The 16337-nt window shown below is 52.6% G+C and carries 8 protein-coding genes; 6 read left to right on the plus strand and 2 right to left on the minus strand.

Going from position 1 to position 16337, the window contains the following annotated elements:
* Both WCO56_24150 and WCO56_24155 read left to right on the plus strand, forming a co-directional pair.
* A partial coding sequence (locus WCO56_24150) for a hypothetical protein (protein ID MEI7732686.1) occupies positions 1-192 on the plus strand: 192 nt, incomplete at its 5' end.
* Positions 193-375: 183 nt separating this feature from the next.
* Complete coding sequence (locus tag WCO56_24155) at positions 376-1011, plus strand: fibronectin type III domain-containing protein (GenBank protein ID MEI7732687.1); 636 nt, start codon at positions 376-378, stop codon at positions 1009-1011.
* 571 nt (positions 1012-1582) lie between these two features.
* Here the strand turns inward: WCO56_24155 and WCO56_24160 are convergent.
* Together WCO56_24160 and WCO56_24165 are read right to left on the minus strand one after the other, a co-directional pair.
* Entirely contained in the window at positions 1583-5122 is a 3540-nt protein-coding gene (locus tag WCO56_24160) for an endo-1,4-beta-xylanase (protein ID MEI7732688.1), read from the minus strand.
* Positions 5123-5501: 379 nt separating this feature from the next.
* A complete protein-coding gene (locus WCO56_24165; protein ID MEI7732689.1) occupies positions 5502-6572 on the minus strand; it encodes a fatty acid desaturase in 1071 nt (356 codons plus the stop codon).
* Between the two features lie 330 nt (positions 6573-6902).
* Here WCO56_24165 and WCO56_24170 point away from each other — a divergent pair, with 330 nt between their 5' ends.
* The 4 genes from WCO56_24170 (at position 6903) to WCO56_24185 (ending at position 16257) form a co-directional block, all read left to right on the plus strand.
* Entirely contained in the window at positions 6903-7610 is a 708-nt protein-coding gene (locus WCO56_24170; protein ID MEI7732690.1) for a phage integrase SAM-like domain-containing protein, read from the plus strand.
* Between the two features lie 366 nt (positions 7611-7976).
* Complete coding sequence (locus tag WCO56_24175) at positions 7977-9386, plus strand: LamG-like jellyroll fold domain-containing protein (protein ID MEI7732691.1); 1410 nt, start codon at positions 7977-7979, stop codon at positions 9384-9386.
* A gap of 18 nt (positions 9387-9404) precedes the next feature.
* Complete coding sequence (locus WCO56_24180; protein MEI7732692.1) at positions 9405-15665, plus strand: RHS repeat-associated core domain-containing protein; 6261 nt, start codon at positions 9405-9407, stop codon at positions 15663-15665.
* A gap of 13 nt (positions 15666-15678) precedes the next feature.
* Complete coding sequence (locus WCO56_24185; protein ID MEI7732693.1) at positions 15679-16257, plus strand: hypothetical protein; 579 nt, start codon at positions 15679-15681, stop codon at positions 16255-16257.
* Positions 16258-16337: the final 80 nt, after the last annotated feature.

Consider the following 16337-nt stretch of genomic DNA (forward strand, 5'->3'; position numbering starts at 1 on the left):
GCTCCAACTTTTACGTCATCAGCTCCAACTTTTACGTCATCAGCTCCAACTTTTACGTCATCAGCTCCAACTTTTAGGTCATCAGGAATAGCCCTTGCCGATTCTGCGGTAACTTCTTATTGGACAATGGCTATTGATGATTTTTTTGGGGTGTTTGGCGGGTTGTCCAAAGCCTTGACAGGGAGTGGGTGAAAGATTTTATAAATTTTTGCTTGGCAATTCGATAAATCTATGAAAATTATTTTACTCATGAATCCCGGCATGGTGTCGGGATTCAATATAGGAACAATAAAAATGAGTCAACCGAGATATGGCCAGGTAACCTACTGGCAATTCCGCTGGGCTTCGCTTAATCCGGTTATCAAAGTAGGTCCAATGACAAAATTAATATTAGACTATTCCAGTTATGGCGATGCCTTGCTGGCGAGTAAAACGCTCGGCATGGTCCATGCGCTGACGGGCAACACGCATTTTCCGCTGCCGTGGCCGACGGAGTTTCCGACCCTGGTGGCGCTCACCGCCAAACAGGTGGCCTTTGCCGATGCGGTGACGGCGGCGGGCGACCGCGATAAGGTGAAAATCTCCGCCAAGAATGCGTTGCGCAAGGAACTGCTGGTCATGATTCGTGAAATTGGCACTTACTTGCAAATCAAGTCCGGCGGCGACCGCACCATCCTGGAAACCACCGGCTATGATCTGGTCAAAGCCCGCGTGCCGAGTCCCAACCCGCCGGCCGCGCCGCAGAATTTCAAGGTGGTCGCCGGTTTGTTGCCCGGCTCAGCGGTTGCCAGCGCAAAAAGCCCGCGCGGGGCGCGCACGTTCGAGGTGGAATATTGCGTGGGGGATACGTCCGTGCCCGCCAATTGGAAGATCGGCGCGCGGCACGGCGCTTGCGGCAAAATCAAGATGGACGGTCTGGAGCGCGGGAAGGATCACACCTTCCGCATCCGCGCCATCGGCAACGACGGCCCCGGCGCGTGGTCGGATGTAGCCGTTTTTATGCCGAGTTAATCGGGAATTGAAACCCTCGCACCCCCTGCCGCCAGACTGGTTAAGCTGCGGTTAGGGGGTGCGTTGTTTTTGGACTGCGATGCCCCCGTTCCCCGCACGGATCGCGCGGGCTGAAAGCCCGTGATGTGATAGCTTGGGGTGAAGCCCCAAGGAAACGATGAATCACCTGATTGCCGCCGCCCTGAAAGGGAGGGATGTTCAGTTCCATGATTGACGCCCGCAACGATGGTTCCGCCCTTACAGGGCGGGGCGGTTTACGGGGAACGTATTCCCGGGCCTTCAGCCCGGGCTATCACATGACGGGCCTACGGCCCTGCCACTCATAACGTCCATGACGAATGCCGGACAACACTTGACGGGAAGCCGCAACGGCGGGATATTGAACGCCGTGACCAAGAATACGAATAATCCAATGCGCGACTGGATGCAGGAGATTCCTGTGTCGGGCGTGGAAACGGAAAGTCTATGAAAAATGACCCATCCTATGGTTTTGACCCTGTTCCCTGTTATCGGCTGAAGATGCAAGAAATTACCCGCGGGCATCCGGCGGAAGTTCAAACCGTGTACTCAGTCAAGGTCGCAACAGGACGCGGTAATACTGGTTGGTCAACGCATTGGTGTTGGTCCACGTGTACGGAAGAACTGGCGACAGGTTGGTATTGAGGGAAGTCCAGTTGCTCAGGTTGACGGAGCCCTGAATCAGGTAATCCAGATTGGGATCACCATCCACGCGCAGTTGCACCTGGCGGTTGGCAGATAGAACGAAGTTGGTTAGCCGCGTTTTGCCCAGGCGATTGACCACTGCGGTGAACTTCTGCGTCGCACTTAAGACCGGCGACCCATCATCCATCACCTTGACGGCGATCTGATTCGTGGTGCCAGCCTGCATGGCGGCCACCCGCCACAGGAAAACCCCGTTGGCGGCGTTCAGCACCGCATTCGTGGGTCCGCTCAACAATTGGAACGTCAGCGTTTGCGGTGGCACCTCGGCATCCGTGGCCACATTGGTGAACTGCAACGTCTGCCCGGCATTGAGTGTCACATTGGAAATGGCCGCCAGCACCGGCGCAGTATTGATCAGGTCCGACGTGATATAGGCTTCATCCATCCAAAATGTCCCGGGCTGACTGGTCTGGAGCACAATGCGCGCCGTGACGTTGGAAGGGGCCGCGCCACTGACACTGATTTTACGCCAGACATTCGAGATCGTGGCGCTGGTGTTAAAATAGGTACTGTAGGGCGACGCACTTTTGCCGACGGATAAATTCATGGTCATCGCCTGGGTGCTTTTCATCCAGACACTCGCGGTGTACATCCGTCCGTTGGTCATGGCAAAGGATTGGATGATTTGAAAGTTCGGGCTGCCATTGGTCGCCAGAACCACCTTTTGGGCGTAGCTTCCGGCGGGCACATCATTGGTTTCTGCGCTATAAATCACGGTGGGCGCGAGCGATCCATATTTTGAATTTTCCGACCAGCCATTGGCCAATAAACCCGTAATGGAGTTGCTGCTGGTCACGCTATTCTGGGTATTGAATGGCGATTCAAATCCGGGATTGTTCAGTTGCTTGAAACTGGTCAAAGGCGTGGGGCTGACTTGCAGCGTGAAGGCGTTGGTGCAGGCGCGCCCACCCGGATCGCGCAGCACAAACGTGATAACGGTATCCCCCACCCGGCCCGGTAACGGCGTGATCGTCGCCGTGCGATTGGTACCCGTGCCGGTGATGACCAGATTGGTCGCCGGCACCAGGTTGGTGTTCGACGTGGACACGCTCAAGGTCAGTGTGCTCACATTATCCACCGTATCCCACATGATAAACGGCACCACCGCCACCGTGTCCTGAGTGATGGTCAAATCACTCAAGGGCTCGATGATGGGTTCGCTGTAATTATTGGTGACCGTGATATTGAAACTGCTTTGCGTCACCGTGCCATCCGCATCCTGCACCGTGAGCATGAAGGTGGCAGTTCCGTAGCGATTGGCGGCGGGCACGGCATTCAGCAGAAATTGCGGCCCGTACTGCGTGAGTTGCAGATTGTTGGTCGGAAACAACTGCGGGTTGGAGGTGGCAATGGAAACATCCAACGCGCTTTCCACGGTCTCCCGATCATGCACGCGAAAGGCCAGCGGGCCGAACGCCTGGTTCTTCAAAACCGCCTGGTCGGGAATGGCATCCACGGAAGGCGGTTGGTTGCCGTCTTTTCCGGTGGGCGTCAAGCGCAGGTAATCCAAAATCAACGCATAACCGCTGCTGCTGGAATTCTTGCCGGCCACCGTGAAGCGGAACCAGTAATCCCCCGCCACCGCAAAATTGTTGGTGGCCACCACCAGATCCGCATACGAAGTGGTGGAGGCATATAAATCCTGCCGGGCGCCAAGATTTGTGTAACCCCCGCTCGCGACGGGCGCAGCCGCCAGTTGAAACTGGCCGCAAGAGTTGGTTTTTCTCACCCCCACCCGCAGCGTATACTCCCCTGCATACGGCACATTGACCAACAGCGCGATATAATCATTGGTAGCATTCGCGGAAAACAGCAGCGCCCGCCCGGCACTGAAGGCGGTGTTGGTGACAATACTGCTGTTATCGCCGGAGGACATCGCCGCAATCGGGAGGTTTTCGGCCTGATTGGCCAGCACATTATAAATGGCCCACCAAGCGAGTTTGCGATTAAATTTTTGATCCAGAGGCAGCGCCGCGCCAGAGCCGGGGAAAAAGCCCGGTACCCACGAATGGGAATCGTCATAACCCCAGGTCTGAAGCACCCGGGTTCGCGGGAACGCCAGCGCGGTGCCATACACATTGAAGTACGTATCCGCCTGCGTGGCCAGGTCTGTAATATTGGTGGCCAAGCCCGTATTGGTATCAATGTTGATGCGCACATCCAGTTCGGTGATGTGCAGGTCCACCCCCAGATCGTTGAAACGCTGAAAATTCGCGCGCATGGACGCCAGGTTGGGACCACTCTGGTTAATGTGCATCTGGAAGCCCACGGCATCAATCGGCACCGCGTTGGATTTAAACCCTCGCACCATCGCGTACATCGCGTCGGACTTGGTATTGTCTTCCTCATTGCTGTAATCGTTATAGACCAGCTTGGCATTGGGCGCTGCCGCATGGGCTCGTTTGAAGACCTCCGCGATGTAATTACTCCCCTGCCCCGCGTAACCGATTCCGGGCTGGTCATACCAGATCGTGCTGCGCAGGCCGCCGTTGCTATCATTCAGCGCCTCGTTCACCACGTCCCAGCAGAACAACTTGTCTTTGTAACGACCGGCCACCGTGTCAATGTGATCGTACAGAATGGTCTGCAACTGGCTGGTCGTCCAAGTGTTGCTGCTGACCCAGCTTGGCACGCTGCTATGCCAGATCAACGTGTGGCCGCGCGTTTGTTGCCCGTTGGCAATGCCGGTGTTCACAATCGTGTCCGCCGCGCTCCAGGAATACGAGTTGGACTGCGGTTCCGTGCTGGAAAATTTCAATGCGTTTTCGGAACCGCAGATGTGGTAATCCGTCCCCACAACCTCGGCATACGTCGGGTTGTTTTTAAGGGTCGAGTCGCCCCCCACGCCGCCGACCCAGACATTGGGGAATTTGCGCGCCGCCAGCCGCATCCCGCTCAAAGGCACCACCGCCACGTCATCCACCATCAGGTCCACATTTGCAGCGGGTCCGGAAACGTAAAGGCGAACATCCTGAACCGCACCGGTGGCCTGCAAATCAAAGCAGCCGGCCAGAAAACTCCAGCCGCCGTTGCTGCAAGTGCCTTGTGCAATATTCGTGGCATGCACCCCGGCATCATCCGTGAACTGCATGCCCACCATCACCGTCTGCTGGGTGACACTGGCCGCCTGAAACCAGCCCGCACAATAATAACTGGCGCCGGATACGAGTTTCCCGGTCAGCGTTTGTTGCGCTCCCTGATCCGATGCCGTGCGGCTGGTGATGACCAGCGCGTTGCTGCCCATGTGCTCATTCGTGCTGAGCTGCAAAGTGCCCCCCTTCCAGACCGACCAGTTGGTAACCCCCAATTCAAAGCTGGGATTATCCACCAGATTTTGCGCCGCCGCACGAAAGACTGAAACCAGCCAAACCAGAGCCACCACCATCATCCAACTCCGATAACGGCCGTGAACCTTCGCACGCTGGCAATCTGGCTTGGAGGTGAGAAACATCAGAGGAGCACTGAATCGGGTTCTATAGCCGCCCCGTTCACCAACGGCACCGCGCGAATGGCTGGCGGATGCAGCGAACGGGTTGCTGCGCAGACCAACTTATGTATGGCATTAACATGCACGCCCAATCCGCCAAGCAGTTTGGATCATCCGCGATTGAGTGCCATAAATCTTCAACCAACCGCAACCGTTCAGCGACCGGCAAAGATCGTAATTCGTCTATCGCAATCACAGAGCAACCCTAATTCAATGGGCAGGAACGCGCAAGCGGGCGTTTTGAAAAACTGATAAACTTTGCCTTTGGTCATGGTTGAGATCAATCGCCCAGCGCGCGCACGGCAAAAATTTCCGCAAAGGTGAGCATTTTGTTTTGCTCAGGGTCCCAGACTTTCAGGCCCAGACACCGCAGCACTTCGGCGGGCCAAAGCGAAGTCGTCTTGGCCGTTTGGAATTCCGGAATCGCGGCCATGACTTCGGGCAACCGATAGAACGGAATCTGCGAGTTGATGTGGTGGATGTGGTGATACCCGATATTCGCCGTAACCCACCGTAGGCATGGGTGCATGACCATGTAGCTGGACGATTCCAACGCCGCATGTTCGTAGCTCCATTCGATCTTTCCCTTGAAGGTGACCCCGGGAAAATTGTGCTGCGCATAGAACAGGTAGGAACCAAAACCGCAGGCGAGCGTGAAGGGAATGGTGACCGAGAGCAAGAGTTGTTGCCACCCCAGAAACCAGAGGATGCCCAGCGCCGCCGCACCATGCAGGGCGAGGGCCAGCAGGGAATCGTAGTGCCGCCGGGGGCTGCTTCGAAAGGAGGCCACGCACATGCCATACGCAAAGGCAAACACGTACCCGAAGCCGATCGTGAACGGGTGGCGAACAAACAGATACCAAAACCGGGAGCTTTTTGAAGCCCGAAGAAACCGCCGCCGAGTCATGATCGGAAAGGAGCCGATGCTGGCCGAAAACAATTTTGAATTGTGATGGTGATGGTAATCGTGGGAGCGCTTCCAGATGCTCGATGGCGCAAGGATGAACAGCCCAAACAGCGAAAAGAGGCAATTGCCCAGGGGCGAGGATTTGAGAATGGCGTGATGTTGGTAATCGTGATAAATCACAAACATCCGGACAAGGACCAATCCAGCCAGCACGCTGCAAGCGAGTCTGGCCAGGAACGGCATCGGCTGAAAGGTCCCGAAGAGCAACGCGCCCAGCAGCCCGAGCGTCGAAAGGGTGTGCCACCAACTCTTCCAACGAACTTCCACGGCATAGGGCTTGGTCGCAAGAATAAGTTCCTTGCCGGTCCGAGCGGGGAAAATGCGATTTCCTTCAACCCCAGGCGGGGTTGCGCGGTTCGCGCCCGGCTTTTGATCCGAGTTCATTCGATAAAGTAGGTCAAAATCGCCCCGTGTCAAAAATTACTAGATTGCTTTTTGGCACGTTGAATGCCTTGACTGGTCGCGTTGCGGTAAAAACCTTATTCACAGTTAAGGGAGCACGTGAGGGGGCAAACACCAGCGAATTTGTTATGTGAAACAATTATGCCAGCCAGCATTCACGTTCGCAACTTGTTGGTCATGAAGCTGGCGGAAGGGGGGGATTCGAACCCCCGGTACGATCTTTCAGGCGAGACATGCGGTTTTTCAGGCATTTTTGACACATTCAAACATGCTTGACAGCTTGGTTTGTTGTAACTATTGTAGTCACTCGATATGGCATCGCTACGACGAATTCCACGGTCACCGTTCTGGATTGCGTGTTTCACGCTGCCGGATGGATGTCGCACTCAGCGCTCAACCAAAACCACGGATCGGCGAGAGGCGCAACGGATCGCTAACAAGTTCGAGGACGCTTCCGCCTTGGGGAGTCGCAGTCGCCTGACAGAGGAACAGGCACGAAAAGTGCTCGCGGATATATACGCCCTTTCCAATAAGGATGCGCTGCCGAGTTCTACCATCAAGGAGTACATGGAATCCTGGTTGAAACGCAAAGAACTCGAGGCCGCCGAAAAGACCCATCTACGTTACAAGACGGTCATTGCACATTTATTGGAATTTCTCGGGCCAAAGGCAGATTTCGACATCACCCACCTGACGAGCAAGGAAATTACTGGTCTCCGGGATAGCTTGTCCAGCCGGCTATCCATTGGAACGGTTAACATCAGCCTGAAAATTATTCGAACAGCTTTGGGCCAGGCAAAGCGCGATGGCCTAGTGGATGTCAATGAAGCGGAACGTGTGTCTCTTTTAAAGAACCGGGCTGTCACGGATGGTCGTCGCCCCTTTACCTTGGATGAATTAAAGAAGATATTGGAGAACGCTAACGCAGAATGGAAAGGCATGATCCTGACTGGGCTATTACAAAGGGAAAAACCCAGGTCAAGAGCAGCTACCGCAAGTTTCCCCCAAAGCCAGCCCTAAGAGTGTTCCTGAACGAACAAGCAAAGAACCTCGTGGAAAAAATCTGAGTGGAATCGAATCTAGTCAGCCTAAACACAACCCTTAAATACTGTTCTTGAATTTGGCCTGCCGTTGAAGGAGTGTGTTTGCAGAGGTAATAAGAAAGTGGCAATATATCAGGGTGAAGAATATATTGAGAAAATTTATGAAAAGAAACGTGATTGCACAGAGTTAGTCAGCGTCGTTTCTTCATTAGGCAGCATTTTTTCTCGAAAGACTTACAAACTGAAATGCTTATTGACTACATACCAGGTTTGCGGTACCCATAAATCATCAGCGCAGAAATATAGCCTTTGCGCATTTAGGCTGGAAAATACATTTGGAATTATGAATACATATACGAACCAAGTGCGGGAAGGGTTTCGACTTATTTACGTGGTCGCCTGTTTAGCCATTGCCTGCCTCCCTCCTGAAGTAACTGCCAAGCCACGCCCAGCCCGTCCTGTGTTGCCTGAAGGAGAAAGCTTCCTCTATCGCGCCAATGAACTGCAAACCAACTTCGTGGCCGATTCCATATCCAATTCAGTTTACCTCAAGTCCGTCTATTTTGCCGAAAGTTGGTCAGGCACGGCTCTGCAAATGATGGGCAACACCGCTTCCCGCTGCATCATTCCTGCCCAAGGAACCCGCAGACCACCCAACTTCTCGCCTAATAGCGGTTCCATCCGATTGTGGTTTGCTCCAGTTTGGTCCAGCAGCTCATTGGGTGGACAAGGACCGGGAACACATGCGCGGGTACTTGAAATCGCCCAGCTTAATACCCGGACTCATGTTGGTTTCGCCCTGTATTTCGATCCGGACGGCAACACCATATACGGAACGGCTTATCGGGGTGATCAGGCGGTGGAACTCATTCGTGCCACCGTTAGCTTGGAAAACGGAGTCTGGCATCAATTCGGATTGGTTTACGGCCCTGACTACACTGCCTTGGCCTTGGATGGGCAAATGATAGCCACCAACCTGCCTATGCCCACGTTAGCCACCGATTTGGATCACTGGGTTTGCTTCCTTGGCACGGATAAAATGGGGCAGGAGAAGCTGCATGGCCAGTTGGATGAAATCTACTTCTTCCCGTTCGCTTGCAAGGAGAGCCAGTTCACTTGGGACTATCAAGCGCAGAGTCCACTAGCTACTATGGGGCCTGTTACTGTTCAGGAATCACTGGCGCAATATCGAACCTTAAGGCGTCACCGTGGGCCTCAACGTGCGGAAGAGAATGGGGCACCATCCTTGCCTGGCGATTTCGGACCGACTAATACTAGTTTCACCTATACCTCTGACCCGCTCACCAATCTATATCTGCTCAATTTCACTTATGGCACCAATCTGGCCTTGAGCCTTTGCAACACCAACCGGACCAATGGCGCGTATGATGTGTTTGCCACGACAAATCTGGTGCCGGTGACGTTTTACGGGACCGCCACCAACTTTAGCTCGATTGCCTGGGTTTTGCTGAGCCACGGCGAAGCGGGCCAGACGAACTTTGTCATCACCAACGCTGCTGTGCCCTATCAATACTTCTTGGCAGCATCAAATGAAGAGGACGACGATGGCGATGGATTGAGCAACGCCTATGAGAAGCTGGTGAGCAAGACCAGTCCCACCAGCGCCTATACTTCGGGCGACACCAACCTGACCGATTACATGGCCATCATGCTGGGAGCCAACCCACGGGTCCGGCATGATCGCGACACTAACGGGCTGATGAAATTCAGCGTCTTCACTCCACTCAAATAAGGACACAAAAGGGATTCTATGAAACTTTTCCATCTGATTTTCATCGCGGTCGGGCTGTGGTTGGCAAGTATCGGCAGCACGCTACAGGCGCAATGCCTGCGCTGCTTGGGGGTAACGTACGCCAGTGTAGAAGCCACCAATGCGTATCCGCCGTATGGCTTTACTGGTTACCAAGGCACCAATTTATACCATCGGCAGGTCATCACCGAAATACCACTTGGCTGGAAGTGGACCAATTTGGTGTCCATGCACGATCTTTTCCAAGACCGGCAGGTATATCTGGCCCCAGATAATTGCGTGCCGGGGACAATGGAATGGACCGTATATTTGCACGCAAATTTGGGCACCACGGATGTCGCAACCGCATCGGTTCAAAACGACACGAGCGTTTTGTGGACTGACACCATGACCTATGACAATCCAATCCTGGAGCATTCCGGCAGCACGCATTTGGACGCTTGGGGCACCCTGATTCTGGCTATTGTCAAAGCCAACAACAACAGTGTGGATGGTACCAATCAATTGACCTTCACCCCTGAGAGCTTTCAAAACATTCTCACCGAGCGTTGGCTCACCCCGAGTGTTTCGGAAGCTACAGGACAATTGCAGTTCACCAACTATGACTACGGTTGGACCACCAATATTATCAGCAACACCCGGATGGTGCTGACGTACACGTTTGAGGGAATCCCGATGATTGAGCAAACGTGGGAACTTTTTGAGAAGGATGAAGGTCCCCGCAGTCTGCTCGAACTCAGCCAGGATTTCCGATGGGGCACCAACACGGTCTATACCAATCGCACGCTTTTCACTTACTATCCTCCCGCCAATACCAAAGCCTGGTATCACGAAGTTGATCAGGATACCGCCTGGCTCTGCCGGGTGAAGTATCGCTTCAGTTATATCCTGCCCTTGGATGAGGACGCCACGCTGCAATGGCGGGAGATCACGGTGCCGGACGTTGGCGGCGCGCCGCAAATCGTCAACAAATCCCTCAAAGTTCGCGGCACCGGCAAACTCCAGCAAACCGGCGAGATGTACATCGAGCCGCCACAAAATCCGGGCATTGCCTACCTGGAACTGCCCAAATCCGGGTGTGATGGCAACCTGTGTGGCTTTGGCAATGGTGAGGTGGGCGCGTTCGGCAGTGGCGGCACCGGTATTGAAATATTGATGAGTCTCGGGCGCGGCCGGGATGGCAGTTGCCCTGGTCTGCTGAGCATCCAGGGTGAATTGCCCGGTCTGGCCATGACTGGCAGCAGTTCCGTCGCCATCCTTGCGGGGCCGGAAGTCACCACCAGCACGGTGGATGGCAACCAGCTCATTGCCGCGCCGGATGGGGTGGCCGTGATTAGCGACCTACCGCCCAACAACGGGGTTCAAAGCTTCCAGATCAGCTTCTACGCCGGAGCTAACGCCAGCAACTATGGCTCAGTCACCGCCCGCGTATGGACCTTTAGCGACAACGGTTCCAGCGACCAGTTCATCATTGACGATGGCAACGGTAACACCAGCAGCTACGAATGGAGTCCGAGCGATCAAAGTCTCTCCCTAACCGCTGGCGGGGGCCTCAAACGAACTACTGAACGCTGGCCGGACACGAATACCCGCAGTTATCACGTTAACAACGGCAACGCTCCCGTATTTATCCAGACCAACCTTTATCGTGGCCTCTATGGTCCTGGCGGTGCCTTCATGCGGATGCGCATACAAACTCTGGTTGGCAGCGCGGAGAAGAGTCAAGTCACGCAATGGGTGTATAACGAAAACACCAACAGCCCGCAGTTTGGCTTGGTGATGACCAATATTCAGCCCGACGGCTCTTGGACCAAATATCAGTACGACAGTGCGGGACGAGTTACCCAGGAAATCAGCAGTTTCATGAATGCCAGCCTTAGCGCCGCCACCAACCAATGCCGGGTTAAGGTCTATGATTATACTGCTCCAGCAAGTGCCCCGGACGTTTACTTCATGGATACGGATACCCCGCGCCTGACCATTGAATACGTGCTGGGACCCGAAGTTAGCCGGCAATACACCATTTTCACAGGCACGGAACGCCTGGACATCCAATGCGTTACAGCAAATACAAACTGGGACGCGCCTAGTAACCTCATCACCACCAATCGTTATTATTCACGCACAGGTGGTTGGGGAACCCTGACCATCAAACCTAACGGCACTGAGCAACTCAGTGAGTCGGGTATCGACATCAACGGTCAGCGTTATGACTTCACGGCCCAGGGAGAACCAGATAGCACGGGGACAAATGTATTGAACGGCACCCAAACCACCGTGGAGTACAATGAGCGCGGGGATGTGGCCAGACGCTACAGCAAAATGGTTTCAGGATACAGCTCGCCGCTAACGCTCTCGGATGAATACTATTTCTATCAGGACACCAACTATCCGCATCGTTTGACTCTGATGACTAATGCCGTAACGCAGCTTTATAGAGCCAATGCCTACACCACCTGTTGTTTGCTATTGAACACCCGCGATGAAGAGGGCGTTTACACGTATAATATCTATGACGCGCTGAATCGGCAGTGCGGCTCGGGTCGGTCAGGCATTACCAATTACCAGTTGATGGATGCTTATGGCAACGTCACCAATGAGGTGCGGGTGGGCCGCGATGGTTCTGCTATGGTCACCCGTCAGGCATTCTACGATTTAAGTGGCCGGTTGACGCTTGAATACAATGCCTTGAATCAACCCACCAGCTACGGAGAATATGCGGCTAACGGTTACTACATCCGGGCCACGACCAATGCGGAAGGCGGCACCCAAATTCAAGCGTTCTATCCAGATGGCCAACTTGCGAGCGTTACCGGTACTGCTGTGACTCAACCGCAGCGTTACGAATATGGGGTGGCCAATAACGGACTCTACACTAAGGTTATCAAGCTCGACGCCCAAGGCAACGATACCCCCGAAACCACCACTACCTATACTGATATGTTGGGGCGGACGATCAAGATATCGCAAGGCAATGACGTGGCTGTGACTCAATTCTTCTATAACAGCCAAGGCCAGCAAGTGAAGCAAGTGGACCCGGATGGCATCGTGACCTTGATGACTTACAACGCCAAAGGTGAACCAGAATGTCAGGCTATCAGTGCCAGCCGGGGTGATACCATCAACTATTTGCAGGACCAGATCACCAAGACCACCACCGATGTGTTCACGGATAATGTGCTTGGGCTGGTGCGGCGCACCGAGACCAGTGTCTGGCTAACCGATAACGCCAACACTGAAACGGTAACCCAAACCACTGATACCACGCCCGATGGCAACTACTCGCGAACCACTAGCTTTGGGCGCACCTACGAGACTGTGGTGCAACGGGACAACGGCTATCGTTACGTGACCAGCCGACTGGTGAACGGACCTTATACGGTCAGCACCTATCAAGGGGATGAGTTGCTTTCCACGATGAACTTTGACGCCGATACCAATGGCTTGGGCGGGACAAGCTTCGAGTACGATATGTTTGGCCGTCAACGTGCGGTGACTGATGCACGGGTTAGTACGGTAGCCACCAACGGCTTCAATGAAGCTGACCAGGTCTTTGCAACGAGCGTTAAGCCAGTAATTGGCACCGGACAATTGACGCAGTACGGGTTGGATGGCATGGGGCGAGTGATGCACCAAGTGTTACCGGATAACGGCGTAGTGACTAATCTGTATAACATCAAGGGACAATTGCTAACGAACTTTGGCGCACGAACCTATCCCGTGTCGTATGCCTTTGACGAGCAGGGACGGCCGCGCAGTCTGACCACTACTGGGGCGGCTGGAACTGCTACGACTTTATGGGACTATGATCCGGTGCTGGGCGTGATGACTAACAAATTCTACGCCACGACCAACCAAGGTCCGGCTTATACCTACAGTCGTGCGGGACGCCCCACAGCCCGTACTTGGGCACGTGGAATCACTACAACCTATGCCACTAATGCCGCCGGACAAGTGACCGGCATCAATTATAGCGGTGGAGCCTCAAATGTGGCGCTGACGCTGGACCGCAAAGGGAAGGTGAAAACGGTGGTGCAGGGCAGCATGACCACCACCATCGTTTACAATGATGCCGGGCAGGTCTTGACGGAAAGCTATAGCGGGGGGATTTTAGACGGCGTGACGGTTACCAATAGCCTGAATTCATTGCAGCAACGTGAAGCGCTGGGCGTAACAGTCAGTGGCAGCAGCGTCTATGGCATGGGTTTTGGCTATGATTCAGCATTGCGGCTGTCGAGTGTGACTTACGAGAATCTCACTGCTGACTACACTTATTGGACCAATTCTTCGCTGGTCAGTAGCATTGTCTTCAAGTCGAACGATTTGTTGCGCCTGACCATCAGCAAAAATTTCGATGCATTAAATCGGCTCTATAGCGTCAGTGCCGTGGACCAGAATAATGTTACGCTCAGTGCATTCGCCTACACATACAATTCAGCCAACCAACGCACCCGGATTGATATCGCCGGTTCAAGTTATAACAATCCCAGCTATTGGCAGATTAACTACGATGCTTTGGGGCAAGTGATTGCTGGATTGCGTAAATGGACCAATGATGTGGCGGTAAGTGGCCAGCAGTTTGAATACACGTTCGACAGCATTGGCAACCGGCTAACCTCGAAACGCAATGGCCGACAATCGGCTTACGGCTCCAATCTGCTCAATCAAATCACCAGCCTTGCAGTGCCCAGTTACTTGAGCCTGTTGGGTACGGCTGATTCCAATGCTACGGTGACGGTCAACCTTCAGGGAACAGAACGGCTTGGTGAATACTTTCACGTCGAACTGCCGGTCAACAATAGTAGCAACGGTATCTGGTTTTCTTTGACGAATATAGCGGTGTTGAATCGGGGAACCAACACGGATTTGATTGCAGCGACAACTGGGCATGTTTACTTAGCTAAGTCTTCCGAAATTGTGCTGCATGATCTAGATGGAAACCTGACAAATGATGGAACTTGGCATTTTACGTGGAATGCTGAGAATCGCCTGATTGCAGCCGAAACAACTCTTGCTGCTGAGAATGCGGGACATCCAAGGCAAAAACTGGAATTGGTTTACGATTGGCGGAGCCGGCGCATGGGGAAAATTGTTTACAAGTGGACTGGCTCATGGACGATGGATTATCAACGCAAGTATATTTACGACAATTGGAACCTGCTGGTGGAACTGGACGACAATAATCAAGTGGTGCGCAGTTATGTGTGGGGCAATGATCTCAGCGGTTCCATACCAGGTTCAGGTGGGGTGAGTGGTTTATTGATGGTGAACGATAGTGAAGGTGGTTCCCATTTTGTTGTGCATGATGGTAATGGCAATGTGGCTCTACTAGTTAATACGGCTGACAGCTCTATTTCTGCGGTTTATGAACATGGTCCGTTCGGAGAGTTAATTCGCGCCACTGGACCCATGGCCTTTCGCAATCCCTTCCGGTTCTCCACGAAATACATGGATAATGAGACGGGGCTATACTATTTCGGCTTCCGATATTATGACCCGACCAAGGGAATGTGGCTGTCCAGAGATCCATTATCCGAGAAAGGAGGGGAGAATCTTTATGCATTTCTTTCGAATGATCCGGTTAGCAAATCAGAATTTCTTGGACTCGGAGCAAATGATCCACCAATTAGCATGATTGTAGAACCCAATGGGTCTGCAATGGCAAAATATTCAAATGTGCCGTTTGAATGGCATCATCCTATCACTTGGAATAATACTACTCGGAATTTTCAAACGCATGCTTTAGTTAAACGCGCCTGCTACAATTTAAAGACCGAGCAAAAACTGATCGCTCTTGGTGGACATGCTGGTCCTCATGCAGACGAAATATACCACAATGAAGTTGAACGCCGTTTATCAAGTAAGTGGCGTGAACTGGGGCCTAAATGTACCGAAGTTGAAGCGCGAGTTGGCTTAGAGGAAGTTATTGATGGTGTACTAGAAGATATTCGTAATGGAAAACTTAAGCTTTATAGGGATAAAGCGGTGTTTGAGATACCTGACAACATCTCGTTCAAGCGACCAGATGGTTACGGATATGTACGGCGTAATGTTGCTGCTTCAAAAAATGTTCAAGCTGCTGCAGGAAAGGTCGCAGTAGTTGTTAACATCGTAGAACACGTTAAGGCTATTATCTTCTTCGCGAGTCATAGGCATGTCAGGTATGATTGGCAAAATGATATCTTCATTGATCTTGACGATGGTTCCACATACGATGGTGACGGTCATTACATCGGAACCTCATGGGAACACATATACTAAAACCATTAATTATATGTCAAAACCGTTTTATTTATTAAAGTATTTGTCCCATTCTGAATCTTATCGTCTTGCTATAGACTATTCGCTTGAAGAGGTTGTTGACCCGCTCAAATTTCTGTACGATAAAATATCGCCAGAGGTGTTTTTTAAGAACTTCCAGTTTTCATATGGCAGTGGAAGCGTTTTTCAGGACGGTATAGTAAACGATATTGGATGGTACATTGTTTCTGACCGCTTAACTAAGACACTTCAAAGTGTAAAGAATATTGAAGATGTGCAGTTTTTCCCTCTGCCAGACACTGCGTATGGTGTTGATAATAGACTGCGCGGATATAATATATTGGCCGTTAAAAAACGAACACCATGTCTTAATAAAAAATTGTCAGACATTAGATGGTCCAAAACATCACCTGAACGGCATGCCATAGCGATATATAAAGGCTATTTAACGGATTATCTGATACCGAATAATTGCGATATATTTTACCTTGATGAATACCCAGTTTGTCCCATTCTTAGTTCGGAGATTGCAATGAAAATGAAAGCCTTGAAAATTTCAGGGTTTGACCTCGAAGAATATCCGGTAGCTTAAGTCACTGTGTGAGCACGTTTGTAGGGGGCGCATCTTGACACTGCTACGAATGGGGTGAAGTCCAGAGTTCTTCCCAGTGG

Source organism: Verrucomicrobiota bacterium (genome assembly GCA_037139415.1).
Classification (GTDB): Bacteria; Verrucomicrobiota; Verrucomicrobiia; order Limisphaerales; family Fontisphaeraceae; genus JBAXGN01.

Bases quoted from the DNA above. Each gene is read 5' to 3' on its own strand.
- WCO56_24165 (MEI7732689.1), bottom strand. From the start codon at position 6,572: ATGAACTCGGATCAAAAGCCGGGCGCGAACCGCGCAACCCCGCCTGGG.
- WCO56_24155 (MEI7732687.1), top strand. From the start codon at position 376: ATGACAAAATTAATATTAGACTATTCCAGTTATGGCGATGCCTTGCTG.
- WCO56_24185 (MEI7732693.1), top strand. From the start codon at position 15,679: ATGTCAAAACCGTTTTATTTATTAAAGTATTTGTCCCATTCTGAATCT.
- WCO56_24170 (MEI7732690.1), top strand. From the start codon at position 6,903: ATGGCATCGCTACGACGAATTCCACGGTCACCGTTCTGGATTGCGTGT.
- WCO56_24175 (MEI7732691.1), top strand. From the start codon at position 7,977: ATGAATACATATACGAACCAAGTGCGGGAAGGGTTTCGACTTATTTAC.
- WCO56_24160 (MEI7732688.1), bottom strand. From the start codon at position 5,122: ATGATGGTGGTGGCTCTGGTTTGGCTGGTTTCAGTCTTTCGTGCGGCG.
- WCO56_24180 (MEI7732692.1), top strand. From the start codon at position 9,405: ATGAAACTTTTCCATCTGATTTTCATCGCGGTCGGGCTGTGGTTGGCA.